This window comes from Candidatus Dactylopiibacterium carminicum (assembly GCF_014736495.1).
Taxonomy (GTDB): Bacteria; Pseudomonadota; Gammaproteobacteria; order Burkholderiales; family Rhodocyclaceae; genus Uliginosibacterium; species Uliginosibacterium carminicum.
Map to the genome: position 1 here is coordinate 1 of NZ_MDUX01000034.1, position 22,679 is coordinate 22,679.

Consider the following 22,679-nt stretch of genomic DNA (forward strand, 5'->3'; position numbering starts at 1 on the left):
CCACTTGGTTGCCAGCTTAAGGCTTCGAAGTGTCTAGTGAACCGGGGGCGATTCAGGGCCCTACGCCCGCCATGCATCACGCCTTGCGCCAGGTAGTACCGCCAGCCCCGTCCTCCAGAATGATGCCACGCGCCTTGATTTCATCCCGAATGCGATCGGCCTCGGCGAAATTCCTGGCTTTCTTGGCCTCGGCTCTCGCTGCGATCAGGGCCTCGATTTCCGCCGTCTCGTCTGCCGCTGCCATACCTTGCACGAAGGCCGCAGGATCTGCCTGCAGGAAGCCCAGGGTACCGCCCAGCGCGCGCAACAAGGCGGCAAGTCTTCCATCGCGAGTGCGGTTGATCTCGTTGCGCAACTCGAACAGCACGGCAAAAGCCATTGGGGTATTGAAGTCGTCGGACATCGCCTCATGGAAGCGGCGTGCATGCGGATCATTCCAGTCGAGCTCGAAATCGGCCGCCGGGGCCGGCGGCACATCGCGCAGGGCGGTATAGAGCGAAGCCAGTGCACCGCGCGCTTCCTGCAGGATGTCCCAGGTATAGTTGATCTCGGAACGATAATGGCCGCGCAGCAGAAAGAAGCGCACGGTTTCGCCTCCCTGCACCGGATCCAGCTTGACCAGGATCTCACGCGTGGTGAACACGTTGCCCAGCGACTTGGACATCTTCTCGTTGTCCATGTTGAGGAAGGCCGCGTGCATCCAGTAATTCACGAAGGGCTTGCCGGACGCGCCCTCGCTCTGCGCGATCTCGTTTTCATGATGCGGAAACTGCAGATCCCAACCGCCGCCATGAATATCGATGGTTTCGCCCAGCTCGGCACGGCTCATCGCAGAGCATTCGATATGCCAGCCCGGCCGCCCTTCCCCATAACAGGAGCACCAGTGCGGTTCATGCGGTTTGGCTGCCTTCCAGAGTACAAAATCGAGGGGATCACGCTTGTGACCGTCCACCGCTATGCGCTCACCGGCACGCAGATCGTCAATGGACTTCCCGGAAAGCTTGCCGTAGCCCGCAAACTCCCGTACGGCGTAATAGACATCGCCATTACTCGCAGGATAAGCCTTGCCCTTGCTGACCAGATCACCGATCAGACCCAGCATGTTATCGATGTGGTGCGTGGCGCGCGGCTCAACCGAAGGCCGCAACATCAGCAGACGATCGCAATCCTCGTGCATCGCGGCAACCATGCGCGCGGTGAGTGCCTCGATAGCCTCTCCGTTACGGTTCGCCCGCTCGATGATCTTGTCATCAACATCGGTGATGTTGCGCACATACTTGACCTCGTAGCCCGCCGTCGTCAGCCAGCGGTAGACCATGTCGAAGACCGTCAGCGTGCGTGCATTACCGATATGGAAGTAGTCATACACCGTCAGGCCGCAGACGTACATGCGCACCTTGCCGGATTCGATGGGGGTGAATGCCTGTTTTTCGCGGGCGAGCGAATTGTGGATCCTGAGCATTTCTTTCGTTATCTGGGCGATGAAGAGCGCCTCTGTCTGCCTTGCGCAATTGGCCGGTCTGGCCGGTCTCGTGAGCGTCCATGGCGGCATGGCAAGCCTCGCAATGAACCCGGAACGCTTCTGTCGGTCTGTTTCCCGCAACGCCATCATTCATGTATGGCGGCAGGCCGCGCATTCTACCTGTCAGCGCAGGATTCAATGGACCAGCGAGACGGCTGCGGGCAGCCCCTGGAGCACGCCTGACAAGACATCGTCGGCAGGACAGTACGAATGCCGGCGGTTGTAAAGTAGAATCCCGCCGCAGTCAGCCAATCAACGATTTCTCTGGAACGACTCTACCATAATGCGCCGCCAGACCTTCTCCCGCTCCCGCTTCTGCATTGCTGCGCTGCTGGCGCTCGTCAGCACAGCTTTCCCGCTGGCTGCCTCGGCCTCGATCGCCGAAGCCCAGGCACTACTCGCCAAGAGACAACAGGCTCAGGCCCTGGAGAAGGTCGAACGCGTGCTGGCGGGTAACCCGCGCGACCGGCAGGCCCGTTTTCTGAAAGGCGTGATCCTGGCCGAGATGAACAAACTCGACGATGCCGCGAGCACTTTCATCAAGCTCACAGAGGAAGCGCCGGAACTACCTGAGCCTTACAACAACCTGGCAGTGATCTATGCTCAGCAGAACCAGCTCGACAAGGCACGAGCGGCACTGGAGATGGCCATCCGTACGCACCCCTCGTATGCCGTCGCACACGAAAATCTCGGCGATCTCTACACCAAGATGGCCCGACAGGCCTACGACCGGGCGCTACAGATCGATTCCCGCAACACCAATGCTCAGGCCAAACTGAACCTGTTGCGTGACATCAGCTCGGCTGTGGCACCGCGTGCCCAGCCGGCCGTGACACGCCCCGTAACTGTGGCTGCGGTGACAGCCACCAGTTCGTCCAGTAGCACCAGCAGCCGCGCATCATCGTCGAGCAGCTCCAGCAGCAGTGCACAGTTCAGCACCAGTAGCAGTGCGGCGGCGATCGCGGTGGCAAGCTCCGCTTCAGCGCGCAGCAGTTCTTCGACTTCGGCGGCCAGCAGCTCAGCGCCGGCCGTGGCGCAACAGAACCAGACGGCGAATGTCAGGCGTACGGTCCAGAATTGGGCCGCTGCCTGGTCGGCGCAGAATGCTCAGGATTACCTTGGCTACTACGCCAAGGGATTCGAGGTCCCCGGTGGCAAGAGTCGCAAAGACTGGGAGGCTGAACGGGCTGACCGCATAAATCGCCCGAAGAGCATTCGCGTCAACCTGACCGATCTTTCCGTGAGTGTGGATGGCAACAAGGCCGTCGCGAAGTTCCGGCAGCAGTACGAGTCAGATGCCTTGAAGACGGCAACCGGCAAGACCCTGGATCTGCAGTTGCAGGATGGGCGGTGGTTGATCCTGCGCGAACGAATCGGACGCTGAGGAAAAACGCTTGAAAAAGCTGTATCGCAGAGGCCTGAAAGGAATACTGGCTGTAGTCCTGGCGGGAGCGACACTCCAGGTTGGCGCTCCCCCATCGCTGATGGCCGGCGTCTCCGACGCTGGTCCGGATGCAACGATTGCCCTGATCCTCACGGATATCGAGGAAAACCGTCTGGACGTCGCGCTCTCGCGTACCGAGAACCTGATCTCGCTGTATCCGAATTTTCGCCTAGCCCATCTGATCCGTGGCGATCTGCTGCTGGCACGTGCCCAACCACTTCAGACCCTGGGCAACGTCAAGGGCTCGGATGTCCGCCTCAACGAACTGAGGGCCGAAGCCAGCGCACGCCTGAACGGCTATCTGAAGCGTCCGGAAAGCAATCAGGTCCCGCGCTACCTGCTGCAGATGAATCCCGAGCAGCAATACGCAGTCGTGGTCGATACCCGCCAATCCCGCCTGTACCTGTATCGCAATACCAATGGTCGCCCGAGCCTGGTTGCCGACTGGTATGCCAGCCAAGGGCGTGGCGGCTCGGAAAAGCAGCGCGAAGGAGACCTAAAAACCCCCATCGGCGTGTATTACGTAACCAGCATGCTGCCGCGCAAGAAATTACCGGATTACTACGGTAATCGTGCCTTCCCCATCAACTACCCGAATGAATGGGATCGCATGCAGGGACGCACGGGGTATGGCATTTGGCTGCATGGCGTGCCCTCCGACACCTATGCGCGCGCGCCTTTGGCATCCGAGGGCTGTGTCGTACTCTCCAATCAGGATCTGGACACCCTCACCCGCTACGTACAGATCGGTGTCACTCCCGTGATCATCAGCAACGGAGTGGAATGGGCTTCTCTCGATGATTGGCAGGTGGAGCGCAAGGCGCTCTCCGACAGCATCGAGCAATGGCGCCGGGATTGGGCCAACCGCGACACTGAGCGCTATTTGTCCCACTACTCGAAGCGTTTCCTTGCCGGCAAGACCGACCTGACGGCTTGGCGGCAACAGAAGCAGGCGGCCAATGCGAGCAAGGCCTGGATCAAGGTGGAACTGAACGGGCTCACCGTGTTGCGCTCTCCAGGCAATGAAGAGCTGGTGATGGTCAGTTTCGAACAGGATTATCGCAGCAACAACCTCAACGACCGCATGCGCAAACGCCAGTACTGGATCCGTGAGGACGGAAACTGGAAGATCATCTACGAAGGAGCTGCCTGAACATGACTATCGTCTCCACCCTGCGCCGGGCATTCCTGCTCGCCGGACTGGCCATCGCATCCCTTTCAGCCGCGGCAGCCGGTGAAGCGCCGCGCGTACAACTGGCCACTAATCAGGGCAACATTACTCTGGAGCTTGATGCCCAGCGCGCACCGGCGAGTGTCGCCAACTTCCTGCAATACGTTGAGGCTGGCCACTACGATGGCACAATCTTCCATCGCGTGATCCGCAACTTCATGATCCAGGGCGGTGGCTTCACGCCAGACATGAATCAGAAGCCCACCAAAGCACCGATCCAGAACGAAGCAAAGAATGGATTGAAGAATGTGCGTGGCAGCATTGCCATGGCTCGTACTGGTGCTCCGCATTCCGCAACATCGCAATTCTTCATCAATACCGTCGACAATAGTTTCCTCGACTTCCCCGGCCAGGATGGCTGGGGTTATACGGTATTCGGCAAGGTCGTCGAAGGCATGGATGTCGTGGACAAGATCCGCGCGGTCCCCACGACCAACGCGGGCCCTCATTCCGACGTCCCGCGCATGCCTGTCATCATCCAGAGCGCCCGTCTGCTCCCCACAGGCACCGCCGGCAAGTAGCCCTATACAGATCACTGCGGCATCGCCGCAATACCACCCCAAGCAAGGAGAACCAATGGTCAAGCTGCACACCCGCTTCGGCGTCATCACCCTCGAACTGGATGCCGAAAAGGCGCCGGAGACGGTGAAGAACTTCCTCGCCTACGTCGAGGCAGGACATTACGATGGCACGATCTTCCACCGTGTGATCAAGGATTTCATGATCCAGGGCGGTGGCATGCTGCCGGACATGAGCCAGAAACCTACCCAGGCGACTATCCGCAACGAAGCCAACAATGGTCTGAAGAATGTGCGCGGCTCGATCGCCATGGCACGCACCTCTGATCCGCACTCGGCCTCCGCCCAGTTCTTCATCAACACCGTGGACAACGACTTCCTCGATTTCCGCGCCGAAAGCGTGCAAGGCTGGGGCTACGCAGTGTTCGGCAAGGTCGTCGAAGGGCTGGACGTGGTTGACCAGATCCGCGCGGTCAAGACCGGCCGTAGCGGCTATCACTCCGATGTACCTGTCGAAACCGTGGTGATCGACAAGGCCGAAGTGGTCTGATCCGCATCGACCTTCAGCACGCAACGCCGGCACTCGCCGGCGTTCTTCAATCGGCAGGACACCCTTGATCCTCTTCATCTCAGATCTGCATCTGTGTGCCGAACGGCCAGAAACGACGGCAGCCTTCCTGCGTTTCCTGTCAGGACCGGCACGTGAGGCGGATGCCCTGTGGATTCTGGGCGACCTGTTCGAATCCTGGGTTGGCGATGACGAACTGGATGATCCCTTCTGCGCTAGCATTGCCGATGTGCTGTCAGCGCTGACCGGCTCTGGCGTGAAAACCAGCATCATCGTCGGCAACCGCGATTTCCTGCTGGGCAAGCGCTTTGCCGCGCGAAGCGGTACGCATCTGGTCGCCGAACCCGCGCTCATCGAATGGAACGGGCACCGGATTGTGTTGCTGCACGGCGATGCGCAATGTACTGACGATCTGGCCTATCAGCGCTTCCGCCGTCGTATCCGGTCACCACTCAGTCTTGCCCTGCTTCGTCTGCTTCCGCTTTCCTGGCGCTTGCGGTTGGCGAATCGCATCCGCCAGCGTAGCGAATCGGCGACGCACGACAAACCCTCCGACATCACGGATGTCAATCCACAGGCCATCGAGCAGGCTTTCCGCAGGACCGGTGCCGAATGGATGGTCCATGGCCACACCCATCGCCCCGCAAGGCATCTGCTCGCGGTCGATGGCCTGGAGAAGCAACGCTGGGTGCTCGCGGACTGGCATGCCCAGGCGACCTGGCTGGAAACCAGCGCTGACGGCCTGCAGGCCAGGACCGAATAGGCAGCGCCCTCACGCCTCACGGCGCATGATGAATGCCTGATCCGCCAGGGCGACGCCGCCCCCGGCCTGCTTGATCGCATACATGGCTGCATCGGCCGAGGCCAGCAGGGTATCCAGTGTGCTGCCGTGTTCAGGATAGATGGCCAGACCGATACTGATTCCCAGAGAAAGCGCGAGCCGCTCCACCAGCACAGGCTCATTGAACTGAGCCGCGATCCGTTCACAGAATCCCAGGGCCTCCGCCTGGGATGCAAAATCCTCAAGCACGATCAGAAATTCATCTCCCCCCAGGCGGGCAAGCACATCAGAAGCCCGGCACTCCTGTTGCATGCGCTGCGCCATGATCTGCAGTGCCCGGTCGCCAACCGCATGCCCCCACGTATCGTTGACGCATTTGAAACCATCGAAGTCCAGCAACAACAGACCCAAGCGATGTGTTTCCCGATGTGCCTGGGCCAGACGCTTCTCCAGATAGGGCACCACGAAGGCCCGATTGGTAAGGCCGGTCAACGCATCCGTATTGGCTTGCGTACGCAGTTCCTCTTCCAGTTGTTTGCGTCGCTCGATATCACGAGCCAGTGCCTGATTCACATGCTCCAGCTCGGAGGTTCGCAAACGGACTGCAACCTCCAGCATGGCGTTCTGTTCCAGCAGGGCAAAACGGGCTTCCTGCAGGCGTTCGATGAGGCGTCGTAATGCACCATAAACCCGCCCGATGTCATCTCTGCGAGGGCGTTCCAGCGCGGGTGGGATAGTCTCCAGCCTGTCTGGCTGGATCTCGTCGGCCGTACGCACAAGTTCGGCCAGCGGACGCCCCAGAGCCTTCCAGAAGACCACGTGCTGGACCAGCACTCCCACGGCGATCAACGAGAGGGCGCAAATCACCAGCCAGCCCACATTACGCAGAGTCTGACGCAACACCATGTCCTGATTGATGGAGACGGCGGTGTAGCCAAGCACAGCCCCACCATTCAGGGGATCCCTGATTTCCGCCCGTTCCATGCCATCAAAGGAAAAGACTTCCTTCATCGGAAAAGCATCAGAGAGCAGCAGGGAGGAGGCCGAGGCGCGAATATAGTGATGCAGCACCAGCCCCAGAGGATCGAGCACACCTGCTTCATCCAGCAAGGGATCGTTGCGGATCACTGCTTCGCACTGCTCTTCGAAATGCGCGGTGTCCTGTGGCCTCAGCCCCAATCGCGCCATGTGCCCAGCCCGCTCCGCAAGATCTCCGGCGGCAAATCGGGCGCGCGAATGCGCATGCTCTACCTGCTGGAAATACAGGAAGTAGCCCCCAAGAGCGGTCAGGACGCAGGCGACCAGAGCCGTAAAAGCCAACGAAACGAGGTTGATACGTACTGGCAAGGGAACTGCCATTAACCTGAACCTTTCCACGGAACACCATCGCGGGATTCTCAGGTTTAACGGCGGCCCAAATAACCTCTTTAATGAAGAGGTTATTTGCCGGGTCAGTCCTCCGGCATTTCCTCGTCTGCCACAGAAGTGTCTTCCAATGCCCTCAGCATCTGGAAAAGCTCTCGGAATGCATGCGGCGGTCGATTCTCCGCACGCTCGCGCAGTGCGTTCCTGCGCAGCTGACGCAAACGCTGCAAATCGGCACCAGGATGGAGGTCGCCCAGCTCCGTCAGCGTTGCCTCATCCTCCAGCAGGCGTTCACGCAGCTGCTCCAGACGATGCATGCGCGCGGTTTCCGCGCGAGAATTGCCGGACAGCGCTTCAAGCGCTTCGCGGATCGGGGCAGCCTCCTCGCTGCGCATCAGCTTGCCGATGTACTGCAACTGTCGGGCACGGGCACCGTTAGCCGTAAGGCGCTGCATTTCCACCAGCGCTTCGCGCAGATTGTCCGACATCGGCACTTTCTTCAGGCGCGCCAACGGATATTCCGTCAACATCTTGCCAAGATCCTGCAGGGCATCCATGTCGCGCTTGCGCTGCGACTTGCTGACGAAATATTCGGGCTCTTCCTGGCGGTTGTTCTTCATGGACGAAATGACTGGAGTCTTATTGGGACACGGCCCAGGGATGCGTGCTCGCGGGAGCACGCCGCGCCAAGCGGGCTGTGAAGAGATAAGATTATAGCCTTTGCCCTGCCGCCTCCCGCCATGCCGAAAAACCGCAACGCCTTCAGCTACCGCCGTTCCGAACTACGCGAGATCGCTCAGGACATCCTCGACTATGCCCGCAAGCGCGGCGCGAGCGCCTGCGAAACCGACATTTCAGAAGGATTCGGGCAGACCGTCACGGTCCGCCAGGGCAAGGTCGAAACCCTTGAATACAACCGCGACAAAGGGCTGGGCGTCACAGTCTATGTCGGCCAGCAACGCGGTCACGCCAGCAGTTCCGATTTCTCGCGAGCAGCACTGCGTGCCACCGTGGACGCCGCGCTCTCCATCGCTCGCTTCACGGCAGCGGATCCGGCGGCAGGTCTGGCGGATCCTGAACGTCTATGGCAAGGCAAGCGCAAGGATCTTGCGCTGGACCTGCACCACCCCTGGCAGGTCGATGCCACTCAGGCAGCCGAGATCGCCAAGCATTGCGAGAATGCGGCTTTTGCCGTCAGCCCTCAGATCGCAAATTCGGACGGTGCCAGCGTGTACGTTCAGGAATCCCGTTTCATGGCCGCCAACAGCCTGGGGTTCTGTGCTGGTTTCGATACTTCGCGCCATTCCATCTCCTGCAGCGTAATCGCAGGAGAAGGTGATGACATGCAGACCGGAGACTGGTACAGCAGTACCCGTGATCCGCGCGAGCTCGCTGACCCTGCCACCATCGGTGATTACGCTGCACGCCGTGCGCTGGCCCGCCTGGACTCGCGCCGTCTGTCCACTTGCGAATTGCCGGTCATCTTCGAAGCCCCACAGGCCTGCGGTCTGCTTGGGCATTTCATTCAGGCCGCCAGCGGCGGCGCGCTCTATCGCCGCACAAGTTTCCTGCTCGATGCGCTCGGCCAGCCGGTCTTCTCGCCGGAAGTCAGCATCGACGAACTTCCTCACATTCCCAAGGCACTGGGCAGCACACCCTTCGACGACGAAGGTGTGGCCACACGCGCGCGCCAGCTTGTCAGTCACGGAATACTGCAAGGCTATTTCCTCGGCAGCTATTCGGCGCGCAAGCTGGGCATGGAGACCACCGGCAATGCGGGTGGCTGTCACAACCTCATCGTCCGGCCTGGGCGTCACAGTCTGGTCGAGCTGGCACGCGAGATCGGTCACGGTCTATTGGTCACCGATCTGATGGGTCAGGGGGTCAATTACGTGACCGGCGACTACTCGCGCGGCGCGGCAGGCTATCTGATCGAGAATGGCGAGATCAGCCACCCCGTGCATGAGATCACCATCGCCGGCAATCTGCGCGAGATGCTGCGCAACATCGTACTGGTCGGTGGCGACACGGTGATCCGGGGTGGCAAGCAATGCCCTTCGCTGGTAGTCGGAAAGATGACCATTGCCGGGCAGTAAGACTGCTCCGCCCCTTCGTGCCGTACTGTTGATGGGGCCGACGGCGAGCGGCAAGACCGCCGCCGCCCTGGCGCTGGCCGAACGTTTTCCGGTCGAGATCATCAGCGTGGATTCCGCACTGGTCTATCGCGACATGGATATCGGCACAGCCAAGCCCAGCGCAACTGAGCGCGCGTGCTGTCCGCACCATCTGATCGATATCATCAGTCCGGAAGAGGCCTATTCCGCCGCACGCTTCCGTGCCGACGCCCTGCCCCTGATCGCTGGAATACAGGCACGCGGCCGGTTGCCGCTGTTGGTAGGCGGCACCATGCTTTATTTCAAGGCGCTACGCGAGGGCCTTTCGGACCTGCCGCAAGCCGACGCCGCATTGCGCCAGCAGATCGAGGAAGACGCCGCGCACCTGGGCTGGCCCGCCCTGCATGCCCGGCTGGGCTCGCTTGATGCGGAAGCCGCCGCACGCCTCAATCCCAACGATGCGCAACGCATCCAGCGCGCACTGGAAATCGTGCTGCTCACCGGCAAGGCGCTGGCCGAAAGCTATGCCCAACGAGAAGCACCAGGCCCCGAAATCGATTATCTGTCACTGGCATTGTTGCCCGGTGAGCGCGGTGTGTTGCATGCCCGCATCGCAGAGCGCTTTGAAGCAATGCTTGCCGACGGACTCGAAGACGAGCTGCGCAGCCTTCGTCAGCGCTATCAGCTCAAACCGGAAATGGCTTCGATGCGCTGCGTGGGCTATCGCCAGATGTGGGACCATCTCGACGGCAAAACCGACCGCGCCACGATGCGCGAACAAGGCATCGCCGCCACCCGCCAGCTCGCCAAACGCCAGATCACCTGGCTGCGCCAGTTTGGCGGGCAGTGGCCCGGATTCCATGGAATCGACAGTCTGGCTCCCAATGTCACCGAACAGCTTGCGCAGCACCTCGCGCAATGGCGGTCTATGAGCCAAGCTTGAGGCACGACGGGTAGAGGGTGCGCGTGCTAGAATTGCGCCCTTTTTGAGCAATCGCTCTCCCGCGCGGCGAGTTATCCGCGCTCTTTCCCCCTACGCAAGAAGCCATCCATGAGCCGCAGCATTCGTAATATCGCCATCATCGCCCACGTCGACCATGGCAAGACAACGCTGGTCGACCAGCTCCTCCGCCAGTCCGGGACCTTCCGCGAAAACCAGCAGGTCGCCGAGCGCGTGATGGACAGCAACGATCAGGAAAAGGAACGCGGCATCACCATCCTCGCCAAGAACTGCGCGATCAAGTATGGCGATACCCACATCAATATCGTCGACACCCCGGGACACGCCGACTTCGGTGGTGAAGTCGAGCGCGTGCTGTCGATGGTCGATTCCGTACTGCTGCTGGTCGACGCGGTCGAGGGCCCAATGCCGCAGACCCGTTTCGTCACCCGCAAAGCCCTGGGCCTGGGCCTCAAGCCCATCGTCGTGATCAACAAGATCGACCGCCCCGGCGCCCGTCCGAACTGGGTGATCGACCAGACCTTCGACCTCTTCGACAAGCTTGGCGCCACGGACGAGCAACTGGATTTCCCGATCGTCTATGCGTCCGCCCTGAACGGTTTCGCCATGCTGGATGCCGACAAGCCCGGCACCGACATGAAGCCGCTGTTCGAAGCCATCCTTGAGCATGTGCCGCAACCTGAGGTCGATGCTGAAGGTCCGCTGCAGGTACAGGTCTGCTCGCTCGACTACTCCACCTACATCGGTCAGTTGGGCATCGGCCGCATCAAGCGTGGCCGCATCCGGCCGAATCAGGATGTCGTGGTGATGTATGGTGAGGAAAACCGTGGCCGTGCCAAGGTTTCGCAGATCCTCACCTTCACCGGGCTGGAGCGTGCGCCGGCAGAATCGGCCGAAGCCGGTGACATCGTGCTGATCTCGGGTATCGATCAGGTCGGTATCGGGGTTACGGTCTGTGACCCCGAGCGCCTCGAAGGCATGAAGCCCATCGCAGTGGATGAGCCCACGCTGACGATGAACTTCCAGGTGAACTCCTCGCCCCTCGCGGGTCGTGAAGGCAAATTCGTCACCAGCCGCCAGATCCGCGAGCGTCTGGAAAAGGAACTGCTGAAGAACGTGGCACTGCGCGTGAGCTACACCCAGGACGCCGATGTTTTCGAAGTTTCCGGTCGCGGCGAATTGCACCTCACAGTGCTGCTCGAAAGCATGCGCCGCGAAGGCTACGAACTGGCGGTCGGTCGGCCGCGCGTGGTCTACAAGGAAATCGACGGCGTCAAATGTGAGCCTTACGAAATGCTGACCGTCGACGTCGAAGAAGAACATCAGGGCGGAGTGATGGAAGAACTGGGGCGTCGCCGTGGCGAACTGCAGGATATGGCTCCGGACGGCAAGGGGCGTGTGCGCCTCGAGTACCGCATCCCCGCCCGCGGCCTGATCGGCTTCCAGGGGGAATTCCTCACGCTCACGCGCGGCACCGGGCTTGCCAGCCACGTGTTCGATGATTACGCCCCGATGGCCGGCAGCATGAACGACCGCCGCAACGGTGTACTGATCAGCCAGGATGATGGCGCTGCCGTGGCCTACGCGCTGTGGAAGCTGCAGGATCGTGGTCGCATGTTCGTCAGCCACAACGATCCGGTCTATGAAGGCATGATCATCGGCATCCACTCGCGCGACAACGATCTCGTGGTCAACCCGATCAAGGGCAAGCAGCTCACCAACGTGCGTGCCTCTGGTACCGACGAAGCCGTACGCCTGGTGCCGCCGATCGCGCTGACGTTGGAGTCCGCGATCGAGTTCATCGCTGATGATGAGCTGGTCGAAATCACGCCGAAATCGATCCGTTTGCGCAAGCGCCACCTCAAGGAACACGAGCGCCGCCGCGCCGCCAAGGTGGAATAAGCCTGCGCGTACGACATGCAAACCAAAGGGCCGGTGCTTCCACACCGGCCCTTTTTGTTGCCAAGCGCAAGCACCCGCGCCTGTTTGTACTTCAATGCCTCGGCATGATCGGGCACGACGCCGCGCGACAATTCATCCGCAGAGAACCTCGGGATTCAGCCCTCAACCAAGGTAGCCCGCCAGGTGACCTTGCCATTGATCCGCCCCTGTATTTCCTTCCCGTTCACCATCCCGGTGTAATGCTCTTTGCTGACGGAAAAACGGATCTGCGCGCCATCAAGGCGCGCATCACTGATCGATTGCACGGCGCCCCCACTACGCAATACACCTTCGATCATCTGGAAGGTCTGGGTGAGCACCAGCTCCTTGTCTCCAAGCTTCCAGGTGCCAGCCACCTTGGCGGGCACTATCCATTTGAAGGCACTGCAGTAAGTGGTACACCCTTCGGTCACCACAGCCTCCTCGTCCGGCTTCCAGTCATCCATGTTGAATGAATTGGAAACCACCCGCGTGCCGGGCTTCATATCCAGCAGCGTGGGCCGCAAGCGCAGGTTCAATTCCGGCAGCAGAAACAATGTCACCACCGTTGCCGCGGAGAAATCCGACGCGAAGATATCCGCCTGCTCGAAAGTGGCGCGCCCTGTCACACCTTCCATTGCGGCTGCCTGTCTGGAGAGGGCCACCATGTCCGGGTTGTATTCGATGCCACGCGCGGTCGCCCCCCGCTTGGCAGCGGTGATGACCAGACGGCCATCACCCGACCCCAGATCGACAAGATTGTCCTTGGGGGTCAGCTTGGCCATATCGAGCATACGGTCCACCAGCGCCTGGGAGGTCGGCACCCATATGACATCCTTGCCCGCCTGTCCGACCATGGGCTCGTATGCAGAGGAATTCGATGCACCTGTTTGTGCCCATGTGGTGCCGATACCCAGGGTAAGCGCGCAACAGACGGCAACAGTCGCGGATTTTCTCAATGACATGATCAACGTTCTCCTGTGGCGGAAATGACGGAAGGCGATGCTCAGGCACTGCATCCTGGTTCTGCATCTCTCCCCTGGCCTGTTGCCGGTACGGGAGAATCGTGCGTCGATCGAAGACACGGCAATCCATGACTCGGGCTGCCGAATCCACATTCACAACGCTGGCATGAATCACAGGCAGGCAGATCGCACGGAAGGCGACCCGCGTGATGGAAGTAGAGTACCGGCCAATGAGGGAGTTCCCGTACTGGATGACAAGCACACGGGGCGGACAGGCTGAAGCCACTCGCCCCCAATTCCCTGGCCCTATGGCCACGCTGTTGCGCCATCCATCAAGGATGGTTTTTCCTGGAAGGCTGAAAAAAGCCGCCCCCAGGCGGCTGTCCTGATGGGCAGGGTTTGCTCGTCAGCTTCGGATACGCGCACAGGCAGCGCGCTCGTCTGCGGTCAGCTTGCCGTCTTTGTTGGTATCCATGGCATCGAAGCGGCTCAACGCATTGGGTCGCCCCAGTTTCTCGACGTCGGCACGCATCACGACACCATCTGCAGCCTTCTCGCTCAATGCGAAAAGTGTATGATCTCCCCTGTCAGCACGCACCTTGCGCATGCCGCCGTGACGCCCCTCGCGTGCTCCTGTTGGCCGCTGAGCCAGAAACTCATCCCTACTCAGAACCCCATCCTTGTTGGTATCGAGCATGTCAAAACGCGACTGAGCAGGGGATGGAGCTGACACAGTGGTTTCAGCATGGGCGAAAGCAGCGCCCAGCAAAGCAGCACCAAGCGTTGTAGCGGCAAACAGATTACGGACGGTTTTCTTCATGATCGGACTCCTTGGCGTTTGAGGTCAGTTTCGGACAGGAAGCAATTCCTCCTGTCTGAGCCCCATCCTAGGTAGTCACCCTATCCGACGTGTTTCCAGCTCGTTCCCTTGTGTAAGCGGATGTATCAGCGCTTGCGTGCCTGCTCCATAGAGCGGCATCACCAGATCGCCGTAATAACGAAGATCCTGCTCGCGCTCGGTGCTGGCTGGGTGCGTGGACAGCCATTTCGGTGAACTGCTGCTGCCACTGGCCTTGCCCATTTTCTGCCACAACGTTACGGCCGCGCGCGGATCATAACCGGCGCGGGCAGCCAGTTCGATACCAATGCGGTCAGCCTCGGTCTCATGCTCGCGCGAATTGGGCAACTCGAAAGTCACGTTGTAGACCATAGATGCCATATCTATGTGGGCCTCACCTGCGCCCAGGATGGAAATACCAAGCCCGGCCGTGGCCGACTTGGACGCCCTCTCCCATGCATGCTCACGCAGAGCATGCGCGATCTCGTGCCCCATCACCTGCGCGAGTTCGTCGTCGGTCGCCTTCAACTGCTCGATCAAACCGGAATAGAAGGCGATCTTGCCGCCGGGCATGCACCAGGCATTCAGTTCATCCGATTTGATCACATTGACCTCCCACTTCCAGCTTGCCGCCTCCGGCCGGAAGGTCTTCACCTGCGGGATGATGCGATCGGCGATACGGCGCACGCGCGCCAGCATGGCCGCATCCTGATTGAGCTGGCGCTTGCCGTCTGCCTCCTTGAGCACCTGCTGATATTGCAGCGTGGCCTGCTGGTTGAGCTGATCGCGGTTGATCAGCGGCGAAACGTGCTGTTGCCTGTTCACGCCGACCACGCCCGGTGCGGTGGTCTGCACCGTCTGGCAGCCTGCTATCACACCCAGGCCGAGAATCACTGCCAACACCCATGGCCTGCTGATCTGCTTCATGTTTTCTCCTGAACGATGTTTGCGGTAGTCAAGCCGCCTGCAGTACCACGCGATTGCGCCCTCCCTGCTTGGCGGCATACAGCGCCTGATCGGCGCGAGCCAGCACGGATTCCAGCGTTTCCACGCTTCCCTGCGGCAAGGCCACGCCGATACTCACGCTGAGCCTGATGGATTGCCCTTGCCACTGTATGCACAAATCGGCCACCGCGTGACACAGACGTTCGGCAATCTCGGCCGCATTCTGTGCGCTTTGTCCGGGCATCAGCACGCAGAATTCCTCGCCGCCAAAGCGCGCGATCACGTCCGCCTCACGCAATTGCCGGCGCAGCAGGGAGGCGATTGTACGCAAGACCTCGTCACCTGCAGCGTGTCCGTGCCCGTCGTTGATCCACTTGAAGTGATCCAGATCGATGAACAGCACTGCAAACGGATCGCCACCGCGCAGCCAGCGTGCGCGCTCGTGCGTGGCTACATCCTCGAACATGCGCCGGTTGTACAGACCGGTCAGCGGATCATGCTGGACCTCATGGCGCAGGCGCATGTTCAGACGCAGGGCGACGAACAGGATCACGGAAAAATACAGCCCCTGCAGCGAGAGCATGATCAGCAGGCCGGCCCCCAGACGCAACCAGCCAAACTGGAAGATCGCGCCGCCGACATGGTCCTCGACCAGCGGCACGCCTCCCAGGAAACGCATCATGGCCAACGCCCCGATCAGCAGACACCCCACCACCAGTAACACCAGGGGCAGCAGGATACCCAGCAGAACGCCGGTCATCTCAGGCTCGTGCAGTTTCTGCCAGCTCAGACGCGCGGCATCTATCAACATCACGCCACACACGCCAGCACTGAAAAACAAGCGCAGATCGGTATTCGGCAGAAAGTAATAACCTGCGCTGACGCCTCCAGTCGCTATCACAAGCAGCGCCAGCAGACGACATCTGGGTATAGGACTGGAAAAATCCCGTGCTATCGCCAACACCAGCACCGCGCAGGCGGTGATGACCAGATAGTTGCCAAGCAGGATGCTGACCTCGGGTGCGACGTAGCCCCTGAGGGCAAGCAACAGGGTGCCACCACCCATCAGCAGGCAGGAGATAGCCCACAACAACAGGGAATGGAATTGGCGCAGGCACCACGCCGCAGTGAAGAAACCAATGGCTGCGGACAGCAGGAACACGCCATGCGCAAACATCAGGGTACGCAGATCGGGCAGGAGTGACATGAGCACCTCGCGGGCGAAAGGCCTCAGGGTGTGTACCGTTCTCCCGGCTTAACAAGCAGGAATGGCGCCAGCCCGCAGCATCAGGCGGCTATTGACGATATTGGCAATCAAAGACGCCACATGCCGACGTCTTGGTCACGAAAATAGGCGTACACCTGCTTTGTGAAGGCCATAGGCTCTCCCTGCCATGCCCTTCGAATGCCCGGGCGCTCCCCTCTTGCACCACGAGGGGGACAAACCGGGCGCTCGGCCAATGCTCAATAGGCCTGTTCCCAGGGAGGGGACAGGCGTAGTGCGCAATTGACCAGACCCACCATGGAATAGGTCTGCACGAAATTGCCCCATTGCTCATGGGTTCGCGGATCAATGTCCTCAGCCAACAGGCCCAGTTCGTTGCAACACCCCAGCAGATTGGCGAAGCATTTCTGGGCTTCGTCGATGCGCCCCAACGCATGCAGGGCATACACGTACCAGAAGGTACAGACGAGGAAGGCATTCTCGGGACGGCCGAAATCGTCACGCTCTACGTAGCGGTAGATGAAATCACCATGCTTGAGCTCTCCTTCGATGGCAGCCACGGTCTGCGCAAAGCGTGGATCATCGGCCTCCAGAAAACCGAACTCGTGCATCAGCAACAGGCTCGCATCCAGCACATCACCGCCCCAGAAAGTTACGAAGGCCCGGCGTTGCGAATTCCACGCATGGGCGCAGATGTCGGCATGGATACGGTCGGCGGCTTCGCGCCAGAAATTTTCGGACTCGGGCAGACGCAGCTTCGCGGCGATCCGAGCGAGGCGGTCGCAGGCAGCCCAGCACAGCACGCTGGAATAGGTATGCACGCGTTTGGAGCCACGCAGCTCCCAGATCCCGGCATCCGGCTGGTTGTAGTTGGCCAGCGCCTTGTGCCCAAGCGGCTCCAGTTGGCGGAAAAGATTTTCATCGCCCCGATGACGCAGACGGGTGTCGAAGAACATGTGTGTTGCCGCCAGCACGGCGGAGCCATAGACGTCGTGCTGGATCTGTTCATACGCCTGATTGCCCACACGCACCGGCCCCATGCCGCGATAGCCCGCCAGCGCGGGCGCCTTGCCCTCGACGAGATCCGCCTCACCTGAAATGCCGTAGACGGGCTGCAGCTGCCCCTCCCCGGCGGCCGCTACTACGTTGAGGATGTAGGCGATGTAGCGCTCCATGGTGGTGGTGGCCCCCAGGCGGTTGAGCGCATTGACCACGAAATAAGCGTCACGCAGCCAGCAGTAGCGGTAATCCCAGTTGCGCCCGGAATCCGGATGCTCAGGCACCGAGGTGGTCATCGCGGCGATGATCGCGCCTGTGTCGTCGAAGGCATTGAGCTTGAGCGTGATCGCAGCCCGGATCACCTCATCCTGCCAGTCGACCGGCACGAAGATCGTCCGTACCCAGTCCTGCCAGTAATCCGTGGTGTCTTCCAGAAACTTGCGGGCCACCTCTTCGACGTTCTCCTGCACGGTCTCATCCGGCCCGAGGATGAGGCTCAGCGTGTCATGTACATACATCGGCCGTTCTTCCAGCACGGCGTGGATGGACAGGTTGGTGGTCAGGCGCAGGACGCTCTCGGGGCCGACATAACGGATGTGATGGCTGCCGAAGGTGATCGTCGGTGACTGGGCACCGTACTCGAAGCGCGGTTTGAGGCGGATGCTGATGCGCGGATTGCCAGCAACCTTGCGCACGCGCCGCACCAGCATGGTCGGATGGAAGATCCGCCCATGCAGGCGAAAGCGCGGCGCGAAATCCACCACCTCCACGCAACCGCCATGCTTGTCATGCAGCCAGGTACGCAGCACAGCGGTATGGTCGATGTACTGCTGCTCCGCATGGGCAAAATCAGCCAGCAGGATGCTGAAGCAGCCTTCCCCCTCTTCCCTTCCGGGGGGGGAAAGCAGGCTGCAGAACACGGGATCGGCATCGAAACGCGGCAGACAGGCCCACACCACATTCGCCTGCTGATCGACCAGTGCCCCGATCGCGCTGTTGCCGATCAGGCCCCCCGCCAATGTCGCTTGCTGCATGCCGCGCTCCCTTCTCTTCGTTAAGTGGCACAACGCCAGTAAATACAAACACACAAACGACGCGAACTGTCAAGGGTTCGCAAGCTTCGCCATGCTGTGCAATCCTATAAAGGTTACTGCACCGCAGCAGAAAGAGAGCCACCATGAAAACCCTCCGACTGCAACTGCGTTTCCTCCTGCCGCTCTGCCTGGTACTCGTGGCTGCAGCCTATATCACGGTACCTCTGGTCGACCGCCTGACCCTGCGCTGGTTTCTGCGGGATCTGGACAGTCGCGCCGCGCTTGTTGCCGAGTCGGTCAGCAACGCCCTGAGCAGAAGTGAATCGCTCGACAACGATGAGCTGCAGCGCGAATTCCACCGCGCGCTGCGCGACGAGCGCCTGTTCGCGCTGGCGCTCTGCCGCCGTGACGGCGAGCGCCTCCTCTCGACCCCAGCCTTTCCTCCCCTGCTTAGCTGCGCAGACGCCTTCGAATACGTGAAGCACCCCAACGCGATCTTCTCCCAGGATCAACGCGATCTGCACGTGGCCTCGATTCCGGTCGTCGGCGCGGGCACCGATACATATCTCATCGTGCTTCACGATCTGGGCTTCGTACACCTACGCAGCGCCGACACCCGCCAATATCTGATCATTCTGTTCGTGGTGCTGGGACTGGTGATCGCATTGATCACCGTGGTGGTGGCCCACATGAGCTGGCGCGGCTGGGTGGCCGGCACGCGCGCGCTGCTGCGTGGCAGCGATCTGCTTGGGCCGTTCCGCCCGCCTCCGGAGCTGCAATCGCTGGCCTCCGAGTTGAGAGCCATGATGCGCGAGATGGATGAAGAACGCCGTTCGCGCATGAACACCGAAACCTGGACCCCGGAACGTCTGCGCCAATTGCTGAATACGGAGCTGCGCGGCGAGCAGGTGATCGTGGTCTCCAATCGCGAGCCCTACATCCATGTCCGCAAGGAGGACGGCGTCCAGGTACAAAAACCGGCCAGTGGCCTGGTCACCGCCATCGAGCCAGTCATGCGCGCCTGCTCGGGCACCTGGATCGCGCATGGTGCTGGCAATGCAGATCGTGACACCGTCGACTCGCGCGATCACGTGCAGGTACCGCCCGAGAACCCGAATTACACGCTGCGGCGCATCTGGCTCAGCGAGGAAGAAGAACAAGGCTATTACTATGGCTTCGCCAATGAAGGCATGTGGCCGCTGTGCCACCTGGCACACGTGCGGCCGGTATTCCGGCTGTCGGACTGGGAATATTACCGGGTGGTAAACCAGCGCTTTGCCGATGCCGTAGCCGCGGAAGCACGCACTGAAGATCCCATCGTGCTGATCCAGGATTACCACTTCGCATTACTGCCGGCGATGCTGCGCAAGCAACTGCCCAACGCCACCATCATCACTTTCTGGCACATCCCCTGGCCCAACCCGGAATCCTTCGGCGTCTGCCCCTGGCACGAGGAAATCCTGCGCGGCATGCTGGGCAGCTCCATCCTCGGCTTCCACACCCGGTTCCACTGCCGCAACTTCCTCGAATCGGTGGATCGTTTCCTGGAATCCCGCATCCGCCTGGAGGAATCCACGATCACCTTCGATGGCGCCCAGACGCAGGTCAACAGCTACCCGATCTCCATCCATTGGCCCAGCCGCGAAGAAATGCGCCGGCAACCGGCGATTGGTGAATGCCGCACAAGCCTGCGTGCAATGCTGGGCGTCGAAGACGACCACCTGGTCGCCGTGGGTGTGGATCGTTTCGACTACACCAAAGGCATCATCGAACGCTTCCACGCGGTAGACCGGCTGTTGCGAAAGCATAGCGAGTTGCGCCGCCGCTTCACTTTCGTACAGTTCGCGGCCCCCACGCGCTCGGCACTGGATGAGTATCAGCTCTTCGTACAGCAGGTGACGCTGCTCTCGGAGCGTATCAATCAACGGCATGGCGAAGGTGGCTGGCAGCCCATCCGCCTGATCGCAGAGCATCAGGACAGTGCAGCTGTCACACGCCATTACCGAGGTGCGGATTGCTGCGTGGTCACCAGCCTGCACGATGGCATGAACCTCGTGGCCAAGGAATTCATCGCCGCGCGTGACGACAACCAGGGCACGCTGGTGCTCAGTGAATTCACCGGTGCCGCGCGCGAACTCCACACCGCATTGATCGTCAACCCTTACGACGTGGAGAGCACGGCCGATGCCCTGTACAAGGGGCTGACCATGTCTCGCGAGGAACAGGCCCAACGCATGCGCAGCCTGCGTGCCATGGTCCGTGAAGACAACGTATATCGCTGGGCTGCAAACATGCTGCTGGACGCAGCGCGCCTGCGCCGCTCCGAAAGGCTGAATGCACGCCTCGATGCCAACGACGGAAACTGATCCGATGCCTCATCTGTTCTCTGCCCAGGGCGATCACGCGATCGCCGAGATCGTTGCACGCCACCCCCTGCTCGCGCTGGATTTCGATGGCACTCTGGCGCCCATCGTGCCGCTGCCGGATCAGGCCCGGGCACCCCTGGCGATCACCCGCACGCTTGCCCAACTGGTTGACAGGCTGCCGGTGGCCATCGTGACCGGCCGCTCGGTGGAAGATGTGTCCGGCCGGCTGGGCTTCACACCGCACTACATCGTTGGCAATCATGGGGCGGAAGGACTGCCCGGCTACACACCGGTGGATCACCAGCCGCTGGTGAACGCTTGGCTGGGCGCACTGCACGGCAATGTAGAAATCCAACGCAGCGGCGTACGCATCGAAGACAAGGGGCAATCGCTGTCACTGCATTACCGCCTCGCACGCAATCGCGACCAGGCACGCGAAGCCATCCAAGGCGCCATCAGTGCCCTCAGCCCGCAACCGCGCGTGATCGGGGGGAAATGCGTATTCAACCTGCTGCCGACAGATGCACCGGACAAATACCAGGCCGTGCGTCTTCTAGTGCGCGAGGCTGGTTGCGACTGTGCCATCTTTGCTGGCGACGACATCACGGACGACGTGGTCTTCGAGCAGGCGCCCTCCGACTGGCTCACCGTGCGCATCGAAGCCCGGGATCACCACCACGCCCGTTTCCATCTGAGCCTGCAGAGCGAAATGGCAAGTTTCCTGCAACGTCTGCTCGCTGCCATACAGCGTTCGCACGCCCATCTCCAATCCTCCCATTCGGCTGAAAGACTTCCCAGACGATGAAGACACTCGATTACCTGCTGAAGAACAATTCGCTAGAGGAGCTGGCCACGGCATTAGCCGTCATGGCATTGGCGTTGTGCTCACTGCTCATCGCCCGCCGGCTCACAGTCAGGCACCTACGTGCGCTCAGCAAACGTACCCACCTGATCTGGGACGATGTACTGGCCGAAGTACTCACCGCCACCAAACTACCGTTCATGCTCTGGCTTTCCCTGCTCGCGGGTCTGACCCAGATCGAATTGCCGGAAAACCTGGCGGCGCTCCCTCTGAAAGGCATGATGGTGCTGCTCGTCCTGCAGGCCGGGATCTGGGCCACCCGAGCGCTCAAGAGCTGGCTGCAACTGCGCACCGAAGCCAACCTCAAGGCTGGCGACGGCGCCGCACTGACCAATGTCGGCGTGATTGCCTTCATCGCGCGCCTGCTGATCTGGGTTGTGGTGCTGCTCTCGCTCCTGGACAACCTGGGCATCGACATCACAGCGCTGATCGCATCTCTCGGCATCGGCGGCGTGGCCGTGGCGCTGGCGCTTCAAAACGTGCTGGGCGATCTGTTCGCTTCGCTCTCCATCGCCATGGACAAACCCTTCGTGGTGGGCGATTTCATCGTCGTCGACGACATGGCTGGCACGGTCAAACACGTCGGACTGAAAACCACGCGTATCCAGAGTCTCTCCGGTGAGGAGCTGGTGTTCTCGAACAACGACCTGCTGAAAAGCCGGGTACGCAACTACAAGCGCATGGCCGAACGACGCATCGTCTTTGGTTTCAGCGTCACCTACGCTACGACCTCGAACCAGTTGGAAGCACTCAGCAACGCCGTCCGCCAGATCATCGAGGCACTGCCGGATACCCGCTTCGATCGTGCACATTTTAAGGGATTCGCGACCTCCGGCCTGGAATACGAGGTGGTGTACTACATGCTGAAACCCGATTACGGTGCTTACATGGACACTCAACAGAAGATCAACCTGGCGCTGGTTGACCATTGCCGCCAGGAGCACATCGACTTTGCCCTGCCTACCCAGATCCTGCATGTAGCCAGCTTGCCGACCAACGCCTGAAAAATGGCCCCTCGTTC

The 22,679-nt window shown here is 60.8% G+C and carries 19 protein-coding genes; 11 read left to right on the plus strand and 8 right to left on the minus strand.

The window, feature by feature from the left end; translation table 11 throughout:
* Positions 1–76: 76 nt before the first annotated feature.
* Positions 77–1,462: a cysteine--tRNA ligase gene (gene cysS, locus BGI27_RS10835; RefSeq protein ID WP_095524886.1), complete on the minus strand. Its 1,386-nt coding sequence runs from the start codon at positions 1,460–1,462 to the stop codon at positions 77–79.
* 343 nt (positions 1,463–1,805) lie between these two features.
* Here cysS and BGI27_RS10840 point away from each other — a divergent pair, with 343 nt between their 5' ends.
* The 5 genes from BGI27_RS10840 (at position 1,806) to BGI27_RS10860 (ending at position 6,046) form a co-directional block, all read left to right on the plus strand.
* Positions 1,806–2,906 (plus strand): nuclear transport factor 2 family protein, encoded by a 1,101-nt coding sequence (locus tag BGI27_RS10840; RefSeq protein WP_095524887.1) that lies wholly within the window; start codon positions 1,806–1,808, stop codon positions 2,904–2,906.
* Positions 2,907–2,916: 10 nt separating this feature from the next.
* Complete coding sequence (locus BGI27_RS10845; protein ID WP_223871746.1) at positions 2,917–4,119, plus strand: L,D-transpeptidase family protein; 1,203 nt, start codon at positions 2,917–2,919, stop codon at positions 4,117–4,119.
* 2 nt (positions 4,120–4,121) lie between these two features.
* Complete coding sequence (locus BGI27_RS10850; RefSeq protein WP_095524889.1) at positions 4,122–4,718, plus strand: peptidylprolyl isomerase; 597 nt, start codon at positions 4,122–4,124, stop codon at positions 4,716–4,718.
* Between the two features lie 55 nt (positions 4,719–4,773).
* Complete coding sequence (locus BGI27_RS10855) at positions 4,774–5,265, plus strand: peptidylprolyl isomerase (RefSeq protein ID WP_095524890.1); 492 nt, start codon at positions 4,774–4,776, stop codon at positions 5,263–5,265.
* 64 nt (positions 5,266–5,329) lie between these two features.
* Positions 5,330–6,046 carry a UDP-2,3-diacylglucosamine diphosphatase gene (locus BGI27_RS10860; RefSeq protein ID WP_095524891.1) on the plus strand — a complete coding sequence of 239 codons (717 nt, stop codon included), beginning with the start codon at positions 5,330–5,332 and terminating at the stop codon, positions 6,044–6,046.
* A 9-nt stretch (positions 6,047–6,055) separates the two neighbouring features.
* Here the strand turns inward: BGI27_RS10860 and BGI27_RS10865 are convergent, their stop codons facing one another.
* Complete coding sequence (locus BGI27_RS10865; protein ID WP_095524892.1) at positions 6,056–7,423, minus strand: GGDEF domain-containing protein; 1,368 nt, start codon at positions 7,421–7,423, stop codon at positions 6,056–6,058.
* Positions 7,424–7,515: 92 nt separating this feature from the next.
* The gene (gene yjgA, locus BGI27_RS10870) at positions 7,516–8,049 is read right to left on the minus strand and encodes a ribosome biogenesis factor YjgA (protein WP_095524893.1); all 534 of its coding nucleotides are present in this window, start codon (positions 8,047–8,049) and stop codon (positions 7,516–7,518) included.
* Positions 8,050–8,169: 120 nt separating this feature from the next.
* Between yjgA and pmbA the strand changes: the two genes are divergently transcribed.
* The 3 genes from pmbA (at position 8,170) to typA (ending at position 12,406) form a co-directional block, all read left to right on the plus strand.
* The gene (gene pmbA / locus BGI27_RS10875) at positions 8,170–9,525 is read left to right on the plus strand and encodes a metalloprotease PmbA (RefSeq protein ID WP_095524894.1); all 1,356 of its coding nucleotides are present in this window, start codon (positions 8,170–8,172) and stop codon (positions 9,523–9,525) included.
* A 31-nt stretch (positions 9,526–9,556) separates the two neighbouring features.
* Positions 9,557–10,486, plus strand: a complete 930-nt coding sequence (gene miaA, locus BGI27_RS10880; RefSeq protein ID WP_095524895.1) for a tRNA (adenosine(37)-N6)-dimethylallyltransferase MiaA — start codon at positions 9,557–9,559, stop codon at positions 10,484–10,486.
* A 108-nt stretch (positions 10,487–10,594) separates the two neighbouring features.
* Positions 10,595–12,406, plus strand: coding sequence for a translational GTPase TypA (typA, locus tag BGI27_RS10885; RefSeq protein ID WP_095524896.1), 1,812 nt, complete (start codon positions 10,595–10,597; stop codon positions 12,404–12,406).
* Positions 12,407–12,561: 155 nt separating this feature from the next.
* Here the strand turns inward: typA and BGI27_RS10890 are convergent, their stop codons facing one another.
* The 5 genes from BGI27_RS10890 to BGI27_RS10910 form a co-directional block, all read right to left on the minus strand.
* On the minus strand, positions 12,562–13,509 hold the full coding sequence (locus BGI27_RS10890; RefSeq protein ID WP_223871747.1) for a class I SAM-dependent methyltransferase: 948 nt from the start codon (positions 13,507–13,509) through the stop codon (positions 12,562–12,564).
* Between the two features lie 286 nt (positions 13,510–13,795).
* On the minus strand, positions 13,796–14,209 hold the full coding sequence (locus BGI27_RS10895; RefSeq protein WP_095524915.1) for an EF-hand domain-containing protein: 414 nt from the start codon (positions 14,207–14,209) through the stop codon (positions 13,796–13,798).
* Between the two features lie 75 nt (positions 14,210–14,284).
* Complete coding sequence (locus tag BGI27_RS10900; RefSeq protein ID WP_095524898.1) at positions 14,285–15,154, minus strand: M48 family metallopeptidase; 870 nt, start codon at positions 15,152–15,154, stop codon at positions 14,285–14,287.
* A gap of 28 nt (positions 15,155–15,182) precedes the next feature.
* Entirely contained in the window at positions 15,183–16,379 is a 1,197-nt protein-coding gene (locus tag BGI27_RS10905) for a GGDEF domain-containing protein (RefSeq protein WP_095524899.1), read from the minus strand.
* A gap of 257 nt (positions 16,380–16,636) precedes the next feature.
* Positions 16,637–18,430 (minus strand): glycoside hydrolase family 15 protein, encoded by a 1,794-nt coding sequence (locus tag BGI27_RS10910; protein WP_095524900.1) that lies wholly within the window; start codon positions 18,428–18,430, stop codon positions 16,637–16,639.
* 143 nt (positions 18,431–18,573) lie between these two features.
* Here BGI27_RS10910 and BGI27_RS10915 point away from each other — a divergent pair, with 143 nt between their 5' ends.
* Genes BGI27_RS10915 through BGI27_RS10925 form a run of 3 tightly spaced genes read left to right on the plus strand, consistent with a single transcriptional unit; the run spans position 18,574 to position 22,662 of the window.
* Entirely contained in the window at positions 18,574–20,796 is a 2,223-nt protein-coding gene (locus BGI27_RS10915) for an alpha,alpha-trehalose-phosphate synthase (UDP-forming) (RefSeq protein ID WP_095524901.1), read from the plus strand.
* A 4-nt stretch (positions 20,797–20,800) separates the two neighbouring features.
* Entirely contained in the window at positions 20,801–21,601 is an 801-nt protein-coding gene (otsB, locus tag BGI27_RS10920) for a trehalose-phosphatase (protein WP_095524902.1), read from the plus strand.
* Positions 21,598–22,662, plus strand: a complete 1,065-nt coding sequence (locus BGI27_RS10925) for a mechanosensitive ion channel family protein (RefSeq protein ID WP_095524903.1) — start codon at positions 21,598–21,600, stop codon at positions 22,660–22,662. Before otsB ends, BGI27_RS10925 begins: the two co-directional genes overlap by 4 nt.
* Positions 22,663–22,679: the final 17 nt, after the last annotated feature.

Excerpts from the sequence above, each read along its gene's own strand:
- cysS (WP_095524886.1), bottom strand. The coding sequence starts at position 1,462 with ATGCTCAGGATCCACAATTCGCTCGCCCGCGAAAAACAGGCATTCACC.
- BGI27_RS10840 (WP_095524887.1), top strand. The coding sequence starts at position 1,806 with ATGCGCCGCCAGACCTTCTCCCGCTCCCGCTTCTGCATTGCTGCGCTG.
- BGI27_RS10850 (WP_095524889.1), top strand. The coding sequence starts at position 4,122 with ATGACTATCGTCTCCACCCTGCGCCGGGCATTCCTGCTCGCCGGACTG.
- BGI27_RS10855 (WP_095524890.1), top strand. The coding sequence starts at position 4,774 with ATGGTCAAGCTGCACACCCGCTTCGGCGTCATCACCCTCGAACTGGAT.
- BGI27_RS10865 (WP_095524892.1), bottom strand. The coding sequence starts at position 7,423 with ATGGCAGTTCCCTTGCCAGTACGTATCAACCTCGTTTCGTTGGCTTTT.
- yjgA (WP_095524893.1), bottom strand. The coding sequence starts at position 8,049 with ATGAAGAACAACCGCCAGGAAGAGCCCGAATATTTCGTCAGCAAGTCG.
- pmbA (WP_095524894.1), top strand. The coding sequence starts at position 8,170 with ATGCCGAAAAACCGCAACGCCTTCAGCTACCGCCGTTCCGAACTACGC.
- miaA (WP_095524895.1), top strand. The coding sequence starts at position 9,557 with ATGGGGCCGACGGCGAGCGGCAAGACCGCCGCCGCCCTGGCGCTGGCC.
- typA (WP_095524896.1), top strand. The coding sequence starts at position 10,595 with ATGAGCCGCAGCATTCGTAATATCGCCATCATCGCCCACGTCGACCAT.
- BGI27_RS10895 (WP_095524915.1), bottom strand. The coding sequence starts at position 14,209 with ATGAAGAAAACCGTCCGTAATCTGTTTGCCGCTACAACGCTTGGTGCT.
- BGI27_RS10900 (WP_095524898.1), bottom strand. The coding sequence starts at position 15,154 with ATGAAGCAGATCAGCAGGCCATGGGTGTTGGCAGTGATTCTCGGCCTG.
- BGI27_RS10905 (WP_095524899.1), bottom strand. The coding sequence starts at position 16,379 with ATGTCACTCCTGCCCGATCTGCGTACCCTGATGTTTGCGCATGGCGTG.
- BGI27_RS10910 (WP_095524900.1), bottom strand. The coding sequence starts at position 18,430 with ATGCAGCAAGCGACATTGGCGGGGGGCCTGATCGGCAACAGCGCGATC.
- BGI27_RS10915 (WP_095524901.1), top strand. The coding sequence starts at position 18,574 with ATGAAAACCCTCCGACTGCAACTGCGTTTCCTCCTGCCGCTCTGCCTG.
- otsB (WP_095524902.1), top strand. The coding sequence starts at position 20,801 with ATGCCTCATCTGTTCTCTGCCCAGGGCGATCACGCGATCGCCGAGATC.
- BGI27_RS10925 (WP_095524903.1), top strand. The coding sequence starts at position 21,598 with ATGAAGACACTCGATTACCTGCTGAAGAACAATTCGCTAGAGGAGCTG.